The sequence below is a fragment of the Serratia sp. BNK-12 genome, assembly GCF_047456085.1.
Classification (GTDB): domain Bacteria; phylum Pseudomonadota; class Gammaproteobacteria; order Enterobacterales; family Enterobacteriaceae; genus Serratia; species Serratia liquefaciens.
Genome location: NZ_CP179896.1, coordinates 3,446,087 through 3,467,418, shown reverse-complemented (window position 1 = coordinate 3,467,418; position 21,332 = coordinate 3,446,087). Strand labels below are relative to the sequence as shown.

Genomic DNA, 21,332 nt, shown 5'->3' with positions numbered 1-21,332 from the left:
TTGTCGGGGATGAAGAGGAACAGGATGATGACACCCCCACTGACGCTGAAGAAGCTGCCGCTGCTGGATCTTTCGCAGCTTGATGGCGACGCCGGGCAGCGGCAGGCGTTTCTTGACGGTTTGCGTATTGCGGCGCGTGACGTCGGCTTTTTCTATTTGCGTGGCCACGGCGTTGATAGTGCCCTGAATGCACAGCTGCAACGGTTGGCGAGGCAGTTTTTCGCCCTGCCGGAAGCCGACAAACTGGCGGTGCAGATGGTGCATTCGCCGCATTTTCGCGGCTATAACCGTGCGGCGGCTGAATTGACCCGCGGCCAGCCGGACTGGCGCGAACAGTTTGATATCGGTGCAGAGCGAGCGGCGCTGCCGTTGGCTGAAGCAACCCCACGCTGGGCGCGTTTGCAAGGGCCGAACCAATGGCCGGAGGCATTGCCCGAACTGAAACCGCTGTTATTGCAATGGCAGCAGGCGATGACCGCCATGTCGCTGCGGCTGTTGCGCGCCTTTGCCCTGTCGCTTTCACTGCCGGAACAAGCATTTGATTCGCTCTACGGCGACAAACCCAATGAACATATCAAACTGATCCGTTATCCAGGGCGTGAAGCGACCGCGAGCGGGCAGGGGGTTGGCGCCCATAAAGACTCCGGTTTTCTCAGCTTCCTGCTGCAGGACCGGCAGAAAGGTCTGCAGGTTGAAGTGGATGAAGGGCGCTGGGTTGACGCCGAACCGCTTGAGGATACCTTTGTGGTCAACATTGGCGAATTGCTGGAGCTGGCAACCAACGGCTACCTGCGCGCCACGGTACATCGGGTGGAGACGCCGCCGGCGGGGAGCGATCGACTGTCGATTGCTTTCTTCCTCGGGGCGCGACTGGACGCGGTGGTGCCTGTGTATCAGCTGCCTGAATATCTGGCCGCGGAAGCCCATGGCCCAACCAGCGATCCGCATAATCCGCTGTTGCGCGACGTAGGCTTTAACTACCTGAAAGGACGCATCCGTTCCCATCCGGATGTGGCGCAGCGTTATTACCAGGATGTGGTTGCTTAAGGGAGGAGGCCGCATACCGCGCCCAACCGGGTGAGTCGGGTCGAACATGTTCGACCCGATTGTTTTGAATTACTCTGCCAGTGCCTGCTGCAGATCGGCGATCAAATCTTCCGCATCCTCAATCCCTACCGACAGGCGCAGCAATTGCGGCGTAATACCGGTTTTCATCCGCTGTTCCAGCGGGATAGAAGCGTGAGTCATGCTGAACGGCTGACTGATCAGGCTTTCCACGCCGCCGAGGCTCTCTGCCAGGGTAAACAGCTGTGAACGTTTGATCACCCGGCGCGCATAGGCATCATCGCCTTTCAGCCGTACGGAAATCATGCCGCCAAAGCTGCTCATCTGCCTGGCCGCCAACGCGTGCTGCGGGTGGCTCGGCAGACCAGGGTAGTAGACTTCTTCTACCTGAGGTTGGCCTTCCAGCCACTGGGCAATACGCAAGGCGCTATTGCTGTGACGCTCCATACGCAATGCCAGGGTGCGGATGCCGCGCAGCGTCAGGAAGCTGCTGAACGGATCGAGAATGCCGCCCACCGCGTTTTGCAGGAAGCCGAGCTGCTCGGCCAACTCTGGGTTATTCCCCACCGCAGCGACACCGGCGACCACGTCGGAATGGCCGTTGAGGTATTTGGTGGCGGAATGCACTACCACATCAAAGCCGAGATCCAGCGGACGCTGGATATAAGGCGAGGCAAAGGTGTTGTCCGCTACGCTGATCAAACCGTGTTTTTTAGCGATGGTGGCGATGGCGCTCAGATCAGCCAATTTCAGCAGTGGGTTGGTCGGCGTTTCAACCCAGATCATTTTGGTATCCGGTTCGATTGCCTGTTCCAGCCCGGCAAGGTCCGCCGGGGAAACATAGGTGACGCGCAGGCCTGCGGTACGGCTGCGGACCTTCTCCAGCAGGCGATAGGTGCCGCCGTACAGATCGTCGACCGCCACCAGATGGCTACCCTGATCGAGCAGCTCCAGCACCGTTGAACAGGCGGCCAGGCCAGAGGCAAAGGCATACCCACGGCTGCCGCCTTCCAGTTCGGCAATGGCGCTCTCCAATGCGGTGCGCGTTGGGTTGGCGCTGCGTGAATATTCATAACCGGTATGCTCCCCCGGCGCCGGTTGGGCGTAGGTGGAGGTCGCATAAATGGCCGGCATTACCGCACCGGTGGCATCTGGCGTGTAACCGGCATGAACCGTCAACGTATCAAACTTGGCCATACAATCATTCCTTATTAACGTAATTTTTGGCGCCAGGCGTTAAGCACGTCTGTGCGGGTAATCAAACCGAGGAAACGCTCACCGTCGAGGACGACCGCTACGTGGCCGTGATTGAAGGTGGCCAGTAAATCCTGATAGCTGGCTTCTTTTTGCAGCGTCTTGACCGAATGGGTCATGGCGCGGGCGGCCGGCAGACTGAAGTGGCTGGCGTCCGCCTGCACGGCATTGAGCAGATCCCACTCGTCGATCAGGCCGACAACCCGATCGCCTTCCAGCACCGGCAGCTGCGAGATGTCATACAGCCGCATACGGGCATGAACGATAGCCAGCGTGTCTTCCGGTGCGACCGAAACGGCGGCCCCTTCGTCATGACGGTAGGCGATCAAATCGCGTAAATCCTGATGCTGCGGCTTGCTCAGCAGGCCTTGTTCCAGCATCCAGTGGTCGTTATACATTTTAGACAGGTATTTGTTGCCGCTGTCGCAGACGAAGGTGACCACGCGTTTCGGCTCTGTTTGTGCCTGGCAATAGCGCAGCGCTGCTGCCAACAGGGTGCCGGTGGATGAGCCTGCCAACACGCCTTCTTTGCGCAGCAGATCGCGCGCGGTGGTGAAGGCTTCGGCATCGCCGATACGATAGGCATTGCGCACCTGGTTAAAGTCGCTCAGCGGCGGAATGAAATCTTCGCCGATCCCTTCCACCAGCCAACTGCCGGCCTCGCCGATCTGGCCGTTATCAAGATAGTCCGCCAGGATCGAGCCAGCCGGATCCGCCAACACGAACTCGGTTTGTGGCGAGACTTCGGCAAAATAGTGGCTCAGGCCGCCGAGTGTGCCGCCGGAACCGACGCCAACCACGATGGCATCGACCTGATGCTCCATCTGCTGCCACAGTTCCGGCGCGGTGGTGCGGGTATGGGCCGCCGGGTTGGCCGGGTTGTTAAACTGATCGATATAAAACGCACCGGGGATTTCGTCGGCCAGCCGTTTGGCATAATCCTGATAGTAAGCCGGGTGCCCCTTGCCCACGTCGGAGCGGGTCAGCACCACTTCTACTCCCAGGGCGCGCAGATGGAAAATCTTCTCGCGGCTCATCTTGTCCGGCACCACCAACAACAGCTTATACCCCTTCAGGGCCGCCACCAGCGCCAGGCCCAAGCCGGTGTTGCCGGCGGTGGCTTCAATGATGGTGCCGCCGGGCTGCAGGCTGCCGTCGCGTTCCGCTTGCTCGATCATCGACAGCGCTACGCGGTCTTTGATGGAGCCGCCGGGGTTTTGATTCTCAAGCTTGACGAACAGGCGGCAGGGGCCGGTATCAAACTGAGTCAGTTCCAGCATCGGGGTGTTACCGATCATATCGATGACGGAATGCGGTATTGCCATGAGGATCTCCAGAATAATTCGGTTTAAAGCCGTTATCTGGATGATAGCGCTGTCAATAAGCCCATTAAAAAGAACAAATAACCACTCAATATGCTTTTTTGGAATATATTAATTCAATTTGGACGTATGGAGGCATGGATGTTCAGCGGTGCAGATGTTCAGCCGTATGGCCGTGGGCCGTTTAAAAAAACGACGCGCCGTCGGCTTTTCATCCAATTTACGCGTAACAGCGTACAGTTATGTAAAAATGCTGAAAATTCGCGCTAAACCCTGCAAAAATAAGATGAATCTAATAAACTCACAGCAAGGGCATTTTCGGTACGCCGCTCAACCCGTCATGGGGCCGCAGGGAGTTTGCGGTTGGAAAACGCGTATCGGGCCACTCTCGCTGGTTGGCTGAAAACGTGAATATGTTTGAAAGTTAACGCTATTTCAATGATTTGAATGGATACTCTGGCGACGTCATGATGAAAAAAAACTTTTCCACTACCCTGAAAAAATTAACCTTTAGCGTCAGCATCCTGTTGTTGGCTGCGCCTGTCGTACAGGCGGCGGAAGCGCCGGCTGCCCCGCAGGTCGATGCCAAAGCTTTTGTGCTGATGGATTACAACAGCGGCAAAATTCTGACGGAGGGCAATGCCGATACCCGGCTCGATCCCGCCAGCCTGACCAAGATCATGTCCAGCTACGTGATTGGCCAGGCGATCAAGGCCGGCAAGATCAAGCCGGAAGACATGGTCACCGTAGGTAAAGATGCCTGGGCAACCGGTAACCCGGCGTTGCGTGGCTCCTCGCTGATGTTTATCAAGCCGGGCGACCAGGTGCCAGTGATGGAGCTCAACAAAGGCATCGTCATTCAGTCGGGCAACGACGCCAGCATCGCGCTGGCCGATTATGTCGCGGGTAGCCAGGATTCGTTTGTCGGCCTGATGAACAACTACGCCAAATCGCTGGGCCTGCAGAATACCCACTTCCTGACGGTGCACGGGCTGGATGCGGAAGGGCAGTACAGTACCGCACGTGATATGGCGCTGCTGAGTCAGGCACTGATCCGCGACGTGCCGGATGAATATGCGCTGCATAAAGAAAAAGAGTTCACCTTCAACAAGATCCGCCAGGTTAACCGCAACCGTCTGTTGTGGAGCTCCAACCTGAACGTTGACGGCATTAAAACCGGTTACACCGGTGGCGCCGGTCATAACCTGGTGGCCTCGGCCACCGATGGCCCGATGCGTTTGATCTCGGTAGTGCTGGGCGCGCCGAGCGATCGCGTCCGCTTTAGCGAAAGTGAAAAGCTGCTGACCTGGGGCTTCCGCTTCTACGAAACCGCCACCCCTATCAAAACCGACAAGCCGTTTGTTACCCAGAAAGTGTGGTTTGGCGACGTTGGCGAGGTGCCGTTGGGCGTAGCGAAAGATGCGGCGGTCACTATCCCGAAAGGGCAGATGAAAAACCTGAAGGCCAGTTACAAGCTGAACCAGCCGACGCTGGAAGCGCCATTGGCAAAAAATCAGGTGGTTGGCACCATCGATTTCCAGCTTGACGGCAAAACCATCGAGCAATATCCGCTGGTGGCGATGCAAGAGGTGAAAGAAGGGAACTTCTTCAGCCGTATCTGGGATATGGTGATGATGAAACTGACCCAGTGGTTCGGCAGCGTGTTCGGCTAGTTATCACGAGGGTTCAAAGACCACGTTGTTATCAAACAGAGGGCGCATGATTGCGCCCTCTGCTTTTATCAGTTACAGGCGACCACCTTGATCGCCAGACCGCCCTGCGACGTCTCACGGTATTTGGCGTTCATGTCCTTGCCCGTCTCATACATGGTTTCAATCACCTTATCCAGGCACACCCGCGGCTCGCTGGTACGACGCAGCGCCATACGTGCTGCATTGACCGCTTTCACCGCGGAAATCGCGTTACGTTCGATACAGGGCACCTGAACCTGGCCAGCCAATGGATCGCAGGTCAGCCCCAGATGGTGCTCCATGGCGATCTCCGCCGCGATGCAAACCTGAGCTGGGCTGCCGCCCATCAATTCTGCCAGACCGGCCGCCGCCATGGAGCAGGCGACGCCCACTTCCCCTTGACAGCCCACTTCTGCACCCGAAATAGAGGCGTTCATCTTGTACAGCGCGCCAATGACGCCGGAGGTCAGGAAGTAACGGCTATAGGAATTAGGGTTCACCGGGCGAATAAACTGGTCGTAATAGGCCAGTACCGCCGGGATGATGCCGCAGGCACCGTTGGTTGGGGCGGTCACCACGCGGCCACCGGCGGCGTTTTCTTCATTCACGGCGAAGGCGAACATATTAATCCAATCAACGACGTTCATCGGATCGATGTTGTTCTTGTCGCCGGTCACCAGAATACGGCGCAGAGCTGCGGCGCGGCGCTGAACCTTCATTGGGCCGGGCAGCAGGCCTTCGGTATTCATGCCGCGTTCAATACCGGCACGCATCACTTGCCAGACTTCGGCGAAGTGCGCGTCGATCTCGGCCTTGCTGTGCAACGCCAGCTCGTTTTGCATCACCAGACCGGACAGCGAAAGACCGGCGTCCTTGCAGTGCTGTTGTAAGTCACGCGCCGAATTGAACGGGAAGGGCACCTGAACCGGATTCGCCTCCGAAAGGCCAAAATGTTCCTCATCGACGATAAAACCGCCGCCGGTAGAGTAATAGGTTTTGCTGTGCAGCAGACGTTCGTCGGCGAAGGCGCTAATGCGCATGCCGTTTTCATGCAGCGGCAGATTATTGCTGTGGAAGTTCATGCTGGTTTGCAGCGGAAAATCCACTTCGTGATGACCCTTGGCCATCAGCAGGCGACCGCGTTGCTCAACGTCACGGATAAAACCGGCGATACCGTCGATATCCACGTCGTGCGGCAGGTTACCCGCCAGGCCCATAATGATGGCGATATCGGTGTGGTGTCCTTTGCCGGTCAGAGACAGCGAGCCGTAGACGTCCACCACGACGCGGGTGGTATCCATCAACTGTTGGCTAGCGATCAACTCATCGGCGAACAGCTTGCCGGCTTTCATCGGACCGACGGTGTGGGAGCTGGATGGGCCAATACCAATTTTAAAAATATCGAAAACGCTGACCATGGTTTCGCCTCCTTCTTCAGGTGTTAGGCGTTAATGCAGGAAAGGGGGCCGTGCAGAGAAGCCGGCGCACAGGGCGCCGGCCGGGCTGGATTAGAGGCTGTACAGGATTGCGGAGATGGCGATCAGGCCCATCACTACCACGAACACGTTGCTGATGTGGCCGCTGTACTTGCGCATGGCAGGCACTTTACGGATAGCGTACATCGGCATCAGGAACAGCAGCATGGCGATGATTGGACCACCCAGGTTCTCGATCATGCCGAGGATGCTTGGGTTCAGGGTCGCAACAATCCAGGTAGTCACCAGCATGAAGATGGCGGTGATGCGGTTCAGCTTGTTGGTGCTGATGGTTTTACCGCGGCTCTTCATCGATTTGGCGATCAGACCGTTAAAACCTTCACGTGCGCCCAGGTAGTGGCCCAGGAACGATTTGGTGATGGCGATAAAGGCGATAACCGGCGCGATGTAGGCGATCATCGGGTTGTTAAAGTGGTTGGCCAGGTAGGACAGAATGGAGATGTTCTGTGCCTTGGCTTCCGCCAGGTTTTCCGGCGACAGGCTCAGCACGCAGCTGAACACGAAGAACATAACGGTCAACACCATCATGATGTGAGCGAAGCCCAGAATGCGAGAACATTTCTTCTCGGCTTCTTCCTGGCCGTATTCTTCACGTTTGGCTACCGCAAAGGCGGAGATGATCGGCGAATGGTTGAAGGAGAACACCATGACCGGGATCGCCAGCCACAGGGTGATGATCAGGCCGTGGCCCATACCGGTACCGGCGCCGGACAGGGAAACGTTGTCGAAGATGGCGGTGGACCAGTTAGGGATCAGGTACAGGGCCAGCAGCATCAGCACGCCAACAAACGGGAACACCAGGATGCTCATGGTCTTCACGATAGCTTGCTCACCGAAACGAACGATGGTCATCAGGCCCACGATCAGGATCAGCGACAGAATGGCGCGCGGTGGCGACGTCATGCCCAACTGGTGAGTAATGAAGCTGTCGACGGTGTTGGTGATCGCCACGCTGTAAACCAGCAGGATTGGGTAGATGGCGAAGAAGTAGAGCAGGGTGATCAGCTTACCGGCGCCGATACCAAAGTGTTCTTCAACTACTTCGGTGATGTCTTCACCGGCATTTTTACCGGAGAGCACGAAACGGCACAGGCCACGGTGGGCGAAGAAGGTCATCGGGAAAGCGATGATGGCCATGATGATCAGGGGAATCAAACCACCGATACCGGCGTTGATTGGCAGGAACAAAACGCCTGCGCCGATCGCGGTGCCGTACAGGCCCAACATCCACATGGTGTCGGTTTTACGCCAGGTACTGGTAGAGCCAGAAGCCGCAGAGGCAATGGTGCCGGTCTGTGTAGTGTCCATAAATATCTCCGAAGTGAACACGTTAATTTAAAATTAAAGGCAAAACTTAAGGTTAAAACCGAATGTCGCAAGAGCAGATGGCGGCATCGGTAAGAATCAGGTGTTGCTTGCGGGGATAATTGGCGTCCCCCTGGTTGTTTATTATGCTAATTACCGTTGGCCAGTGTGGCGGATAATTAATCAAATGATATTCCGCTCCCGAAGGGCCTCACATCGATACTGCTGCCGGAAGGTCATGGCCTGCCGATTTTCGTTGGCGGCAAGATAACGATTTACAGTAGAAACAACCGTGATCATGCTCTCAAATGCGTAATATGTGCGGTTAATTGCTTTTTTATTGGTTTTTCATGCATATGTTGCGCACTTGTGTAAGATTTCATGCTGAAAACGCTCTCATGGATGTTTCAGGATTTATCCGGTGTGGACGATCTGTAACCAGATAAAACGCTGCCGTTGTCAGCAAGCCGAGCAATATATTTTAAGCGTGGGTTTGGATCTAGCTAAAAACCCGGAATAAGCGGTTTTAGTGACGTAGATCACATTGTGATTTTAAGTGAATTAACTTTTAATTAATTGTTTTATATGGTTTTATTTAAAATATCCCGCTAATAACGAAGGTAAACTACTTAACTGGATAGCGGATAAAAATGCTTAACCATTCATCATATAAATAAACCAAATTGGTTATATTTAAACCGAATTGGTTGCGCAATTGTTGATATTTATCTTGTAGATGTTATTGCGATTTATCATATAAAACCCCGTAGATACCGGGCGTGAAAGTAATATTGTGTGGGATTTATCCGTGCTAAAGGAATAAGCAGGAAGAACTGTTGCAATTTATTAACCTGAGATTGGCTGTGGATAAAGAGATTTGCGCATCAATCGAAGATTATTTGTTCAATTTTTGCAGAGAGAAGGGAACCAGGGAAGGGCACCGTCGGCTGGAACCGACGGTAAAATTCAGCTTAAAAACGAATGGCGATCGCGTTTTCACTGAAAAAGTCCGCAAACTGCGGCTCGGGCTGACGATCGGTAATCACCCGGTCGAACTGCGTCAGCGGACCAATGCAGGCGGGCTTGGTTTTACCGAACTTGCTGTGATCGGCCACCAGGATTTTTTGCTGTGCCATGGCCATTGCCCGGTGCTTCATTTCCAGCTCGTCAAAATTAAAGCAGGTGGCGCCATGCTGCAGGCTCAGACCGGCGGCGGAGATAAAGGCGATATTCGGGCAGATATGATCCAGCTCGTTGTGCTGGCCGACGGCGGTGAAAATGTAGTTGTTCGGCTTGAATTCACCGCCGCACAGGATCACTTTGCAGTTCGGTTTGTCCTGGAGCGCCAGAAAGGTATTTAGCGAGTGGCATACTGCGGTGAACACCAGATCGTCGGCAATGGCATCGATGATCGCCGGGGTGGTAGTGCCGCAGTCGAAAAATACGGTGTCGTTTTCGTTGATCAACGCTGCGGCCAGCAGGCCGATACGACGCTTTTCCGTGACCTGTTTGGCCTTTTGATCGGAGACAAAATAGTTGGTGACGCCATTGCTGCGGGGATCGGCGACCACATAGCCACCCAACAGCACCACGGCGGCCGGTTCCGCGCTGAGATCGCGGCGGATGGTCATTTCTGAAACGCCCAACAGCACGGCGGCTTCTTTTAAATGGATCTTGTCAGAGCGCTTTAACGCCTGGACTAACCGGTTGATTCGTTCTTCGCGCCGAGTTTCCATCTGTCTTCCCACAGGGTTAAGAGCCATTCTCCAGGGCCGAACACACAAATGCGGGGTAATAGTTGACCAGCCTAAGGCTGGACACATTACCCCGCATCAGATTATCACGGCGCGCGCCCGGTACTGAGGCGCCTCAGTTTATCAGTAGCTGCCGGCGGCAGCCTGATCACCGGAAACGATTGCTACGCCAGAGCTGGTGCCGATACGAGTAGCGCCTGCTTTGATCATCTTCTCGGCGGTTGCGCGATCGCGCACGGCGCCGGATGCTTTAACCCCCATCTCACTGCCTACTGTCGCACGCATCAGCTTGACGTGCTCTTCACGAGCACCGCCGGTGCTGAAGCCGGTAGAGGTTTTAACGAAGGCCACATCAAGTTCGCGACACATTTCACAAACCTGAACGATCTGCGCATCGCTGAGCAGGCAGGTTTCCAATATTACCTTCAACGGGATCGCCGCGCAAACCTCGCGCACGGCGGCGATGTCGGCTTTGACTTCATCCAGCAGGCCGCTTTTCAGCCAGCCTACGTTGATCACCATGTCAATTTCCTGCGCGCCGGCTGCAATCGCCGCTTTGGCTTCGAAGGCTTTGGCTACGGTCAGGCCGGCACCCAGAGGGAAGCCGATCACCGAACAGATTTTCACTTCGCTTTCCTGCAGCAGATGCGCAGCCAGCGGCACATAGCCGGAGTTAACGCAAACGGCGTAGAAGTTGTGCTGCTGCGCTTCTTCACAGAGTTTGGCGATTTGCTCTTCGGTGGCATCCATCGCCAGCAGGGTGTGGTCGACATAGCGGGCGTAATCAATGTTTTCAGTCGTCATTTCGATTCCTTGTTGAGGTTTGATCAAAGCACAATGTGAATAATGTTAGAATAATAACATTCATCTGACGGTTAGGATAGCGTGATTTTAAAAATGAAGCACAGATCATCGTTTTTAGGCTGTGTGGTGTATAACATTGGCAGTGATGATATGTTATTTAAATAACATTTTGGTGCTGAATGCAGGTTTGACCTGCGAGAACACCCAGGGGAAAAACTATGGATATGCTAATAAATCTGGTGCCACAGCGGTTTGGGGCACAACCAGATGAAGTTTTCCGCAATGCGGATTTTGTGGTTACCGTTGTTGATTGTGCTCAGGCAGGACCGATGCTGACGTTGGAAAATAGCCGCGGCTCGCTGCGGGTATTGCCCTACAGTGGGATGACGATTTGGGATGCCGATTTTGATGGCTACTCGCTGAAGTCGGGCCGTCGTAGCGTCAAGGCGGCCCGTTGCCATCCTCATAGCGGCATTGCTTTCCATTCACCCTGGCCGTATGAGGATGATTCATCATCAGAATTAAACATGCAGCGTGTAGCGTTGCAGCTAGAGGGGAATACCCTGACGCTGTACGGCAGTGGCGAACTTGCCGATCGGCAGTGCAGGTTGCGCCCGGCGGTGAGCTTGACGGCGGACAGCGCACAATTTTCCATTGATATGCAAATCACTAATCTCGCCGAAGCGCCTTTACCGCTGAATTATGTCTGCCAATTAAATTATGGCTGCATCCCAGCAGCCATTTTCCGGCAGAATTTACCGGCACCGGCCTTGATGCCAACGGGGAGCATCGCCGATCGGGGCGTGCTGTGTTCGGACGATTTGTCGTTGTATGTCGATCAGGCCGAGTTTTTTATGTTGGCCTCAAAGGGCAGACGATACGTCACGCGTTTTTCCACCGCACAATTTAACTATGGTCTGCGCCCCGTCACACAACAGGGCAGCCAGCGTTTGTTCAGGTTTATCCAACCGGCCACCGGTAAGGGCGACAAACTGTCTACGATGGTGATAGAGGCGGGGAAAATGAGAGCCTTCAGTGTCACCACCGGGGTGGTGTGAAACAGGGGCGAAGCAGCCCCTGTCTGAAGAGAGATTACTCTTTAACCCACCCTTTACGGATCGGGAAGGCGAACAGGAAACGGTACAGGCGCGTCAGTTTGGCGGCAATGATGTCGCCGAACAGGTTCCACACCAGTTGGGCAAACAGGCAGCCTACCAGACCGAGCAGGAAGCCACCCACCATGTCCAACGGCCAGTGCACACCCAGATAGACACGGGACCAGGCGATGCCAGCCGCCACGATTAACAATAAAATCCCCGACCAGACACGGTGCCAGAACAGGAAAGCCAGTGCGAAAGTAAAGATGGCGGTACCGTGATCGCTGGGGAATGAACTGTCCGGCGCATGCGCCAGGAAGGTATACCCCACACCGGCGACGAATGGCCGTTCATGTGGCAGCAGCATGCCGATAGTGGCGGCAGAAAGCATGGCAAACAGCAGAGCAATTGTCGTCTTAGCCACCACTTCACGTTGCGACACCAATTGGTTCTGCGGCCCCCACAGCCATAGTCCGATAATCAGCATCGGCACGATAGCGATCAGATCGCGAGCCAGAAAAGTGGCGACATCGATCGATCCTTCGGGGGACGCCGGGGTCGCGTTGATCCAGGCGAAAAGAAGATAATTCAACTGCTCTATCATAGTTACCTCGTCTTGCGGCGGACAAACCCGCTCGCCATGCAATAAACAGCCAGTTGGCTGAGCCAGACCCACCAACCCGCCCACAGGTTATGGGTAAGAAAATGTGCGCCGCGCATGACCTGACCAAAACCCATCAGCATGCCGAGCACAATGCCGCCGAACCAACACCAGTAAGCCAGGCGTGGGCGTTGCGGATAAAACAGGAAAAACAGCGCCATCACGGCAAAGCCGCTGGAGGCATGACCGCCAGGGAAGCAGCGCCCCGGTCCAGGTACTGCCGGTATTGCGCCGAACAGAGGGTAGGACATCGCCTTACCGCCGTATTCGATTAAATCCCAAGGGCAGGAATGTGCGCTGGTGGCTTTCAGAATCCCGACCACCAAGGGACCAATGCCGACCAGCAGCATGGTGACAATCATGCGCGGGTTACGGCGATAAATGCCCCAGAACAGCGCCAGCACCGCACCGGTAATCACGCCGATTTTCAGCAGGCGGTGGTTAATCAAGTCCAGCCAGTGATTGTTCTGCCACGGAAAATGCCCGCTGGCGGCGTCGAACCAGTAATTGCTGATGGCCCAGTCCAGCTGTTCATTGCGCGACAGCCAAAGGAACAGCAACCCACTGGCTATCAACCCAAAAACCTGCCAACGGTAAAAGGATGCCGGCAGCGAGTAAAGGGCGTTAGTCTGAATTTGGGGTGTTGTTGAGGATTGATTTAGTGAAGGTTTTGGATTCACGCAGGGCTCAGATTCAATCAGAGTGATAGAGAGCCCCACTGTAATAATTCTGTCTTAAGAAAACCTTAATGCCCGGGCAAGCCTGCTGCGAGAAAGGGATAGGCGAGCTATCGGCTTTCCGTTAAGGTAATCGTTTGCTTTTTATTGGGAAGATGTGGCGATGACAAAAAAATTGAATCTTGTGCTGTTGGCGGCCTGTGGCGCGCTGATTTCTCCTCTGACGGTGGCGCAGCAGGGCGTTGCCCCCGGGCCGATTGTGGTTCAGGGCGCAATGCCGGTGGAGGCGGAACGTTTCGCCCAACGTCTGGACAACCCGCGTGAAGAACAAATTGGCGGCTGGCGCTTCTGGCGCGGCACCGTGGACGGTTATCCGGTCGTGGTGTCGGAAACGCTGAAAGGCATGTCTAACGCGGCGGCGGCTACGGCGATCGCCGCGACCCAGTTCCGGCCGGTGGCGATCATCAATCAGGGGACTGCCGGCGGCCACGATCCTGCGCTGAAAGTGTATGACATCGTACTGGGAAAATATTCGGTTAGCCTGGGCGCGTTTAAAACGCCGAAAAAAGCACAGGGCGAAGGCAGTGATTCACGGCAGTGGCAACCTATGGATTTGCTGGCTTCGAAAGGCAGCGCCGGTGAGGATAAAAATCCCCATACGATCCGTCAATTCCCGGCAGACGCTAAACTGTTGGCGATAGCGGAGAGCGTTAAGGGCAGCTACGCGCAGGGCAAGGTCGTTGAAGGAGTGATTGGCTCCGCCGACGTCTGGAACAGCGAACTGGATCGCATTCGTGACTTCCGCGAAAAATATCATACCTCGGTAGAAGAGATGGAAACGGCTTCGGCCGCTCAGATAGCCGCGGCTTTCAATATTCCTTTTGTCGGCATTCGCGTCCTGTCTAACAATATTACCAACCAGGGTAAATACGATCCGCAGACCGGGCTTGCGTGTCAGGATTATGTCTACCAGGTGGTGAAGGCTTATATCGCTGAAAACGCATCTCGCTGATTGCTTATCCTGATTTTTGGTCGGCATTCTGGTTGTTGTTGCTGACCATTGTCCATTGTAAAGAAGATTAAACTGCTGGCGAGCTTGTCAGGAGTGTATTAGCTTATGGGCGAAGCATTTAATCATTGTAGGGATAAAACATGAACAAGGCATCCGTCGTATTTTCCGGCCTGCTGATGGCCGTTTCCGCCAGCGCCATTGCTGCCACCTCTGCCGAAGACACTGATATCAGCAAACAGCCGCTGGAAAAGGTCGCGCCATACCCTAAAGCGGAAAAAGGCATGAGCCGTCAGGTGATTTACCTGCCTAAACAGGAACACGAAGAGAACTTCAAGGTGGAACTGCTGATCGGCAAAACGCTGGAAGTGGACTGCAACCACCACATGATCGGCGGCACGCTGGAAAGCAAAACCCTTTCCGGCTGGGGCTATGACTATCTGGTGTTGGAAAAACTGTCCGATCCGGCCTCCACCTTGATGGGGTGCCCAGACAATAGCAAACAGCAGAAATTTATCGCTGCCAATTTGGGTGACGCGTCCATGCAGCGTTACAACAGCCGCTTGCCGATTGTGGTCTACGTGCCGAAAGACGTGGAAGTGAAATACCGCGTGTGGAAAGCCGAAGAGACGGTGAACAAGGCCGAGCAGAAATAATATCGATGCGTGCTAACCATTAGCACGGCTAAGTCATTACCGGATAAAAGCCCGTTTGGGGGAGTGCATTGCGCCGTTGGCCATAGCCCCCCAAACGGGCTTTTTTTGTGTGTCGCACAGTGGGGTATAGCAATAGAAAACGGCAGTAAAAGTATGTAGTTTGGTGTCGATACACAGCACCGCAATCTACCTAACTGGGCCAACATGACAAAATTAATTGAATTTAACGCCATCATTGAAGCAGCGGAGCGTTTATCTGGGAAAGTGATTCGCACGCCGGCCATTCCCGGTTCGAAACTGGCTGAAAAGATCCTGCGGCCCGTCTTCCTGAAGCTGGAAAACACCCAGCTTGGCGGCTCTTTTAAAGCTCGAGGGGTGCTTAACAAATTTTTGAAACTGGCGGATGATCTCAAAGATAACCGGTTTGTTGCGGTGAGCGGCGGTAATTTTGGTATTGCGATCGCCGAGGCTGCGAAAATCTTTGGCGCTGACGTCACCATTATTATGCCACCCAGCGCACCCTCCACCGCTATCGACCGGGTCCGTCAGTTGGGCAGTAGCGTCATGATAGAAACGGATGTTCATGCGGCGTTTGAGCGAGCGAAGGCCTTGGCAGCCGAAGGTTATATAGTTATCGATGACTGTAACGATTCGCTAATAGCCGAAGGACATGGCACCCTGGCACTTGAGTTTATCGCCGATTGTCCTGATTTAACCGATGTTTTCGTTGCTGTAGGTGGCGGTGGCATGCTGGCCGGTGTGGCGACGGCGCTGAAAACCATCAAGCCGGAGATCAGGATTTGGGGTGTTGAAACTGCGGGCGCGAATTCAATGCATCAGGCGCTTGGCGCCGGGAAACCTGTCGAGATTGAGGTCACGTCCATTATTTCCACGCTGGGGGTGCCCGTCATTGACGAAATGATGCTTGCGCATGCTCAAGCTTATGTCGAAGACATAGTGGTTGTTTCAGATAAGGCTGCCATCGAAGGGATGATCGCTTTTGGCGAAGAGGCTAAGCAGTGGGTTGAATTGGCTTCCGGAACGCTCATTCCCGCTGTGCTGGCCATTGCGCCCAAGCTGCCCGCCAATGCGGTGATCGGGATGGTGGTGTGCGGTGGGAATATATCCCATCAAGACATGGCGAAATGGGTGAGTTATTCGCGCAATCTTTGAGTTCATCGCAATTTTCGGATGAGTGACGCCTGCTTATAAGTCACGTCTGAGCATCAATGAATTTAATGGTTTTGTTGGGCCGAACCACCGGCTCACTTTATTTCAGGCAACAAAAAACCCGATAGTCTTGAACCTAAAAAGGCGGGACTAACGGGCTCCACAAAATGGGGACATCAAAGAAAAGCAGTGGCACTAATTCAGACTACCCCCGGCAAGGAAAGTTCTCACCGGGGATAAAAATTTCAAAATATTTTTGCCACTGATTCATCTTCATTGCTTATCGTTTAGCCGAGGATCCCCGGCCACAACACTACAATCAGCGAACCGGCCAGGGTTAACAATACGTTAGCGATAGCATAGGTACCGGCATAGCCCAGGGCAGGGATATTGCTGCGTGCGGTGTCGCTGATAATCTCCATCGCCGGCGCACAGGTGCGGGCCCCCATAATGGCGCCAAACAGCAGGGCACGGTTCATGCGCAGCACGTAAGCGCCGAACAGGAAGCAGATCACCACCGGCACCAGGCTGACGATCAGTCCGGCGATCAGCATCTGGCCGCCAACGGCACCCAGGCTGTGGCCAATACCGGCACCGGCGCTCAGGCCAACACCGGCCATAAACACCATCAGACCGAACTCTTTCACCATATTCAACGCGCCCTGCGGAATGTAGCCAAAGGTCGGGTGGTTGGCACGCAGGAAGCCGAGCATGATGCCGGACATCAGCAAGCCGGCGGCGTTACCGATGCCGAACGAGAAGTTGCTGAACTGGATGGTGATCTGGCCAATCAATAGCCCGATGATAAAGAAGGCGCAGAATGCCAACAGGTCGGTGACCTGACTGTGGATCGAGATAAAGCCAATCTTCTCCGCGACGCTTTTCACCCGGCGAGCGTCGCCGCTGACCTGCAGTACATCGCCTTTGTTGAGCACGATACTGTCGTCGATAGGCATTTCAATCTGGCTACGGATCACCCGGTTGAGGAAGCAGCCGTGATCGGTCAGTTTCAGCTGGCTCAGGCGCTTGTTCACCGCATTGCTGTTCTTGACCACAATCTCTTCGGTGACGATGCGCATGTCCAGCAGATCGCGGTCGAAGACCTCTTTGCCGTTGCGGAAGCTGGGATCCAGCCGTGCATGGGCATCAGGGTAGCCAACCAGCGAGATTTCATCACCTACTTGTAGCACCGCGTCACCGTCCGGGTTCGCCAAAATACCGTTACGACGAATGCGTTCGATATAGCAGCCGGTCTGGCGATAGATGCCCAGTTCGCGCAGGTTTTTGCCATCGGCCCAGGCCACCAGCTCCGGTCCCACGCGGTAAGCGCGGATAACCGGCAAATAAACCTTGCGTTGGCTGTCCGTGTCCAGGCCACGTTCGCGGGCAATTTGCTGAGCGGAGGTGGAAAGGTCCTGGTGTTGCAGCTTAGGCAGGTAACGTGCGCCGAAAATCAGACTCACCAGGCCAATCAGGTAGGTCAGGGCATAGCCGAGGCTCAGATGATCCTGTGCCGCCAGCAGCGCCGGGCCGTTGGTGATGGTATTGCGCAGCGTATCGCCGGCGCCTACCAGGACTGGGGTCGAGGTCATGGATCCGGCGAGCATGCCGGCGGTCAGGCCAATATCCCAATGGAAAAGTTTGCCGAGACCGATGGCGATCACCATCGCGGAACCGACCATTACCAGCGCCAGCATCAGGTAATTTTTACCGTCGCGGAAAAATATCGAGAAAAAGTTGGGCCCGGCTTCCACGCCAACGCAGAAAATAAACAGCATAAAGCCGAGATTTAGCGCTTCGGTGTTAATGGCGAAATGTTGTTGGCCAAGCAGCAGCGAAACCACCAAAACGCCAATGGAATTACCGAGTTGAACGGAGCCCAGACGGACTTTACCGAGGCACAGCCCCAGTGCGAGTACCACGAACAGTAACAGGATGTAGTTACCGTTTAACAAACTAGCGACGTTTATGTTCACGGAGGATAACTTATTGTTTACCAGTAAGTGCTTGATATAGATAACTATAAGATATAAATTCAGTCAAAAATCGACGTCATAAATAACTAACCAGCGGAAGGCGATTCGAACCATCGATCGGCGGCGTTTATTCTAGTCGCTATGGCGCATGACAGCCAGCATAAAGCTGAGTTCCTGCGCCACCGAACGCATTTTTACTCGTTGTATTTCAAGCCGCAACGCCGTCGTCTGCAGTCAGAGACGTGCTCTGCCCAACGGCATAGCCGCCGGTGCCGAGGATATGCAGCCTGAAATTTAGCGGGGTAGCTCTCTTTTAGTAGCCAAGGAAAAAGTTCAGTTCAGCGTTGCCGTTCTACGGCAAGGCGTCACCGGCTTTGTGACACGGCTGATTTCTACGGTGTGGTAACAGATTAAGGGGGAGTAGGGTATGGCGAGCGAACGGTATTGGTGGGGTATTTTGAGCTGTTTCCTGCTGTTCAGCCTGGTGTATCTCGGCCAGCAGAGCGGAGTCTTTGGCAGTACCGATCATGAGCATCGGGGGGAGACCGGCCTGTTGCTGTTCGTGATACCCGGCGTGGTTGCCAGTTATCTGTCGAGTAAAAAACGCATTCTCTGCCCGTTACTGGGTGCGCTCTATGCACTGCCGCTGTGCCTGATCATCCGCCACTTTTGGTTAACACCCTCTTATTCGTTCTGGCAGGAATTGGCTTACGCCACCAGCGCGGTATTCTGGTGCATGTTTGGCGCGCTGCTGGCGCTGTTTATCGGCGGCTTGTTGCAGGCTTATCTGCAATGTCACCGCCGTGAACGGCAATAAAAAAAGGCGCTCTGAGCGCCTTTTTGTCGTTGTTGCCTGAAACTTACTGGAACAGGTTCAGGTTTTCTTTGGCATAAGCTTCGAAATCGGTGCAGCCGCCGATGTGTTTCTCATCGAGGAAGATCTGCGGAACGGTTTCTACCGGTTTGCCAACGGTTTTTTCCAGATCGGCTTTGGTGATGCCTTCAGCGTGGATATCAACATAACGGAAGTTGAAATCGTCACGTTCTTCAGTCAGTTTTTCCGCCAACTCTTTCGCACGGACACAATAAGGACAGCCAGGGCGCCCGAAGATAACTGCAAACATGCAACACTCCTTAGATTGATATTCAATAATTTAATCGCAACTGCAATGACATTCTGTCAGTCAAAAAAGACTTAAGGTTGAGCATTACCCGCATTGATGGCGCCTACTATGCCCGTTGGGTCAGCGAAAAAAAAGCAGGAATTACCTGTTAATCTGATTCATCTAACCGATTAAGCCGCCGGGGCTGTCGCCATCGGGGGGAATTCACTACACTGGAGGCAGAGCTTCTGGAGAAGAAAAATATGCGTTCATTCGGTGACTTACCCCGTACGGTGTTGGTTTTGGAAGGCCTGGGCATGCTGTCATTAGTGCTGGCTTATCTGAGCATTCACGGTCACGTTCAATTGCCGGGCTGGTTGGCTTCCCAGCAGGCAGCGGTGGGCATGATTTTCCTCGGCGTGGCGCTGATGGTCCCGGCGGCGGCTTTTTTGGTTTGGCGCGTGGTGCAAGGATTCGGCCCGCTAATGCGCGGCGGTCAGCCGCCGCAGAACGATCGGCATAAGCCTCATTCGCCGGTCGATAAAAACGACAGTGAGCCGCGCGGCTGAGTGATGGCCGTCGGTGCAGGCCTGCCTGGCAGGTGATTGCCTTTTTGGGGTGACGAGTGAAAATTGCCATTCTTTCGCGCGATGGAACGCTGTACTCATGCAAGCGTTTGGTGGAGGCGGCAGAGCAGCGCGGCCACAGCGTGGATATTATCGATCCGCTTTCTTGTTATATGAACATTAACCCGGCCGCGCCGACCATTCATTATCGCGGCCGTCAGTTGGAACGCTACGATGCGGTGATCCCGCGCATCGGCTCCGCCATCACCTTTTATGGTACCGCCGTACTGCGCCAGTTTGAGCTACTGGGCAGTTACCCGCTGAATGAGTCGGTGGCGATCACCCGTGCACGTGACAAACTGCGTTCGCTGCAGTTGCTGGCACGCCAGGGGATCGATCTGCCAATCACCGGTTTCGCCCATTCGCCGGACGATACCGGTGATTTGATTGAGCTGGTCGGCGGAGCGCCACTGGTGGTGAAACTGGTGGAGGGGACGCAGGGTATCGGCGTGGTGCTGGCGGAAACCCGCCAGGCGGCGGAAAGCGTGATTGACGCCTTTCGCGGCCTTAACGCCCATATCCTGGTGCAGGAATATATTCGCGAGGCACAGGGCAGTGACGTGCGTTGTCTGGTGGTCGGCGGCAAGGTAGTGGCCGCGATTGAGCGTCAGGCCAAGCCCGGGGAGTTCCGGTCCAATTTGCACCGTGGCGGTACTGCCCGCAAAGTGAGCATCACCGCCAAAGAGCGAGCTGTTGCGGTTAAGGCGGCCACCACGCTGGGACTGGACGTCGCCGGGGTAGATATTTTGCGAGCGACTCGCGGCCCACTGGTGATGGAAGTGAACGCCTCACCGGGGCTTGAAGGGGTGGAAACCACCACGGGATTGGATATTGCCGGCATGATGATCGAGTATATCGAGCCGCGCGCCAGAGCGGGATTTCGTCTCAAGTCGGGCGGCTGATGTCGCCGACCAAAATCGGCTTTGCAATCGCCAGCTTTGCGGTTTTTTCCCGGCGATATTTGCCCAAATAGCGAATTAAGCCGCATTGATCGTGGCATCGCGGGGGAATATTCCGTAAGCTATGCGCCTTTTCGCGTTTTGAATATTGTGAGGCTGGTATTATGGATTCACTCATTGTCCCTGATTTGGCGTTGTTGCGACGCTGGCTGGATCAATCGGGCATTTCATTCTTTGAGTGCGATTCCTGTCAGGCGCTGCACCTGCCGCACATGCAAAACTTCGACGGCGTATTTGACGCCAAACTCGATCTGGTGGACAACGTTATTCTGTTTTCCGCCCTGGCCGAGGTGAAGCCGACCGCGCTGATCCCTCTGGTGGCCGATCTCAGCCAGATCAACGCCAGTTCGCTGACCATCAAAGCCTTTGTCGATATCCAGGATGATAACCTGCCGAAGCTGATCGTCTGTCAGTCACTAAGTATCGCCGTGGGCGTCACGCTGGAACAGTTCACACACTTTATGCAGCAGGGCGAAGAGCAGATCTCCATGGTGATCCTCGAGGCGCGGGCGAACGATCTGCTGTTTATGGGTGACGAAGAAGAGAACCCGGCTAGCGCCGAACGCCTGCCAATGTTGCACTGATCCCCGCTGTAGATTATGCATGTCGCCCTTCTGGCGGCATGCTGCCGTTATTCCCTTCCACGATAATATATTCTGCGTTTTACCCTATTTTGCCCGATATTTCTCGCCGTTTATGCCATTAAT

The 21,332-nt window shown here is 54.8% G+C and carries 20 protein-coding genes; 10 read left to right on the top strand and 10 right to left on the bottom strand.

What is annotated here, in order from left to right:
- The first annotated feature begins 27 nt into the window (after positions 1-27).
- On the top strand, positions 28-1,047 hold the full coding sequence (locus ACMGG1_RS16135; protein WP_129940971.1) for an isopenicillin N synthase family dioxygenase: 1,020 nt from the start codon (positions 28-30) through the stop codon (positions 1,045-1,047).
- Between the two features lie 69 nt (positions 1,048-1,116).
- On the opposite strand, the gene ACMGG1_RS16130 is transcribed toward ACMGG1_RS16135, so the two are convergent.
- Together ACMGG1_RS16130 and ACMGG1_RS16125 are read right to left on the bottom strand one after the other, a co-directional pair.
- Positions 1,117-2,262 (bottom strand): trans-sulfuration enzyme family protein, encoded by a 1,146-nt coding sequence (locus ACMGG1_RS16130; RefSeq protein WP_046374031.1) that lies wholly within the window; start codon positions 2,260-2,262, stop codon positions 1,117-1,119.
- Between the two features lie 14 nt (positions 2,263-2,276).
- Positions 2,277-3,644, bottom strand: a complete 1,368-nt coding sequence (locus ACMGG1_RS16125) for a pyridoxal-phosphate dependent enzyme (RefSeq protein ID WP_122077983.1) — start codon at positions 3,642-3,644, stop codon at positions 2,277-2,279.
- A gap of 464 nt (positions 3,645-4,108) precedes the next feature.
- On the opposite strand from ACMGG1_RS16125, the gene ACMGG1_RS16120 reads away from it, so the two are divergent.
- On the top strand, positions 4,109-5,314 hold the full coding sequence (locus tag ACMGG1_RS16120) for a serine hydrolase (protein WP_020826062.1): 1,206 nt from the start codon (positions 4,109-4,111) through the stop codon (positions 5,312-5,314).
- A 68-nt stretch (positions 5,315-5,382) separates the two neighbouring features.
- On the opposite strand, the gene ACMGG1_RS16115 is transcribed toward ACMGG1_RS16120, so the two are convergent.
- The 4 genes from ACMGG1_RS16115 to deoC form a co-directional block, all read right to left on the bottom strand.
- On the bottom strand, positions 5,383-6,750 hold the full coding sequence (locus ACMGG1_RS16115) for an L-serine ammonia-lyase (protein WP_020826063.1): 1,368 nt from the start codon (positions 6,748-6,750) through the stop codon (positions 5,383-5,385).
- Between the two features lie 90 nt (positions 6,751-6,840).
- Positions 6,841-8,136, bottom strand: coding sequence for an HAAAP family serine/threonine permease (locus tag ACMGG1_RS16110; RefSeq protein WP_020826064.1), 1,296 nt, complete (start codon positions 8,134-8,136; stop codon positions 6,841-6,843).
- Positions 8,137-9,104: 968 nt separating this feature from the next.
- Positions 9,105-9,869, bottom strand: coding sequence for a DNA-binding transcriptional repressor DeoR (deoR, locus tag ACMGG1_RS16105; RefSeq protein WP_046374028.1), 765 nt, complete (start codon positions 9,867-9,869; stop codon positions 9,105-9,107).
- A 141-nt stretch (positions 9,870-10,010) separates the two neighbouring features.
- Positions 10,011-10,691 carry a deoxyribose-phosphate aldolase gene (deoC, locus tag ACMGG1_RS16100; protein ID WP_020826066.1) on the bottom strand — a complete coding sequence of 227 codons (681 nt, stop codon included), beginning with the start codon at positions 10,689-10,691 and terminating at the stop codon, positions 10,011-10,013.
- A gap of 218 nt (positions 10,692-10,909) precedes the next feature.
- Here deoC and ACMGG1_RS16095 point away from each other — a divergent pair, with 218 nt between their 5' ends.
- A complete protein-coding gene (locus ACMGG1_RS16095; RefSeq protein ID WP_217330994.1) occupies positions 10,910-11,749 on the top strand; it encodes a hypothetical protein in 840 nt (279 codons plus the stop codon).
- A gap of 34 nt (positions 11,750-11,783) precedes the next feature.
- Here ACMGG1_RS16095 and ybjG read toward each other — a convergent pair whose 3' ends face one another.
- Complete coding sequence (gene ybjG, locus ACMGG1_RS16090) at positions 11,784-12,389, bottom strand: undecaprenyl-diphosphate phosphatase (protein WP_041415284.1); 606 nt, start codon at positions 12,387-12,389, stop codon at positions 11,784-11,786.
- A gap of 5 nt (positions 12,390-12,394) precedes the next feature.
- Positions 12,395-13,129: a phosphatase PAP2 family protein gene (locus tag ACMGG1_RS16085; protein ID WP_115061067.1), complete on the bottom strand. Its 735-nt coding sequence runs from the start codon at positions 13,127-13,129 to the stop codon at positions 12,395-12,397.
- A gap of 160 nt (positions 13,130-13,289) precedes the next feature.
- Here ACMGG1_RS16085 and ACMGG1_RS16080 point away from each other — a divergent pair, with 160 nt between their 5' ends.
- The 3 genes from ACMGG1_RS16080 (at position 13,290) to ACMGG1_RS16070 (ending at position 15,964) form a co-directional block, all read left to right on the top strand.
- Positions 13,290-14,138, top strand: a complete 849-nt coding sequence (locus ACMGG1_RS16080; RefSeq protein ID WP_129940208.1) for a 5'-methylthioadenosine/S-adenosylhomocysteine nucleosidase — start codon at positions 13,290-13,292, stop codon at positions 14,136-14,138.
- A 140-nt stretch (positions 14,139-14,278) separates the two neighbouring features.
- Complete coding sequence (eco, locus tag ACMGG1_RS16075; protein ID WP_046374026.1) at positions 14,279-14,791, top strand: serine protease inhibitor ecotin; 513 nt, start codon at positions 14,279-14,281, stop codon at positions 14,789-14,791.
- Positions 14,792-14,995: 204 nt separating this feature from the next.
- Positions 14,996-15,964, top strand: a complete 969-nt coding sequence (locus ACMGG1_RS16070) for a threonine/serine dehydratase (RefSeq protein ID WP_197820445.1) — start codon at positions 14,996-14,998, stop codon at positions 15,962-15,964.
- A 284-nt stretch (positions 15,965-16,248) separates the two neighbouring features.
- Here the strand turns inward: ACMGG1_RS16070 and ACMGG1_RS16065 are convergent, their stop codons facing one another.
- A complete protein-coding gene (locus ACMGG1_RS16065) occupies positions 16,249-17,937 on the bottom strand; it encodes an aspartate:alanine antiporter (protein ID WP_041414378.1) in 1,689 nt (562 codons plus the stop codon).
- 427 nt (positions 17,938-18,364) lie between these two features.
- Here ACMGG1_RS16065 and ACMGG1_RS16060 point away from each other — a divergent pair, with 427 nt between their 5' ends.
- On the top strand, positions 18,365-18,754 hold the full coding sequence (locus ACMGG1_RS16060; protein ID WP_048761796.1) for an inner membrane protein YbjM: 390 nt from the start codon (positions 18,365-18,367) through the stop codon (positions 18,752-18,754).
- Between the two features lie 43 nt (positions 18,755-18,797).
- Here the strand turns inward: ACMGG1_RS16060 and ACMGG1_RS16055 are convergent, their stop codons facing one another.
- Positions 18,798-19,061 carry a GrxA family glutaredoxin gene (locus ACMGG1_RS16055; protein ID WP_012006074.1) on the bottom strand — a complete coding sequence of 88 codons (264 nt, stop codon included), beginning with the start codon at positions 19,059-19,061 and terminating at the stop codon, positions 18,798-18,800.
- A gap of 242 nt (positions 19,062-19,303) precedes the next feature.
- On the opposite strand from ACMGG1_RS16055, the gene ACMGG1_RS16050 reads away from it, so the two are divergent.
- The 3 genes from ACMGG1_RS16050 (at position 19,304) to ACMGG1_RS16040 (ending at position 21,209) form a co-directional block, all read left to right on the top strand.
- Complete coding sequence (locus ACMGG1_RS16050; protein WP_044549449.1) at positions 19,304-19,609, top strand: YbjC family protein; 306 nt, start codon at positions 19,304-19,306, stop codon at positions 19,607-19,609.
- A 56-nt stretch (positions 19,610-19,665) separates the two neighbouring features.
- Positions 19,666-20,568 carry a 30S ribosomal protein S6--L-glutamate ligase gene (rimK, locus tag ACMGG1_RS16045; RefSeq protein WP_046374023.1) on the top strand — a complete coding sequence of 301 codons (903 nt, stop codon included), beginning with the start codon at positions 19,666-19,668 and terminating at the stop codon, positions 20,566-20,568.
- Between the two features lie 161 nt (positions 20,569-20,729).
- Positions 20,730-21,209, top strand: coding sequence for a YbjN domain-containing protein (locus tag ACMGG1_RS16040; protein WP_020826077.1), 480 nt, complete (start codon positions 20,730-20,732; stop codon positions 21,207-21,209).
- Positions 21,210-21,332: the final 123 nt, after the last annotated feature.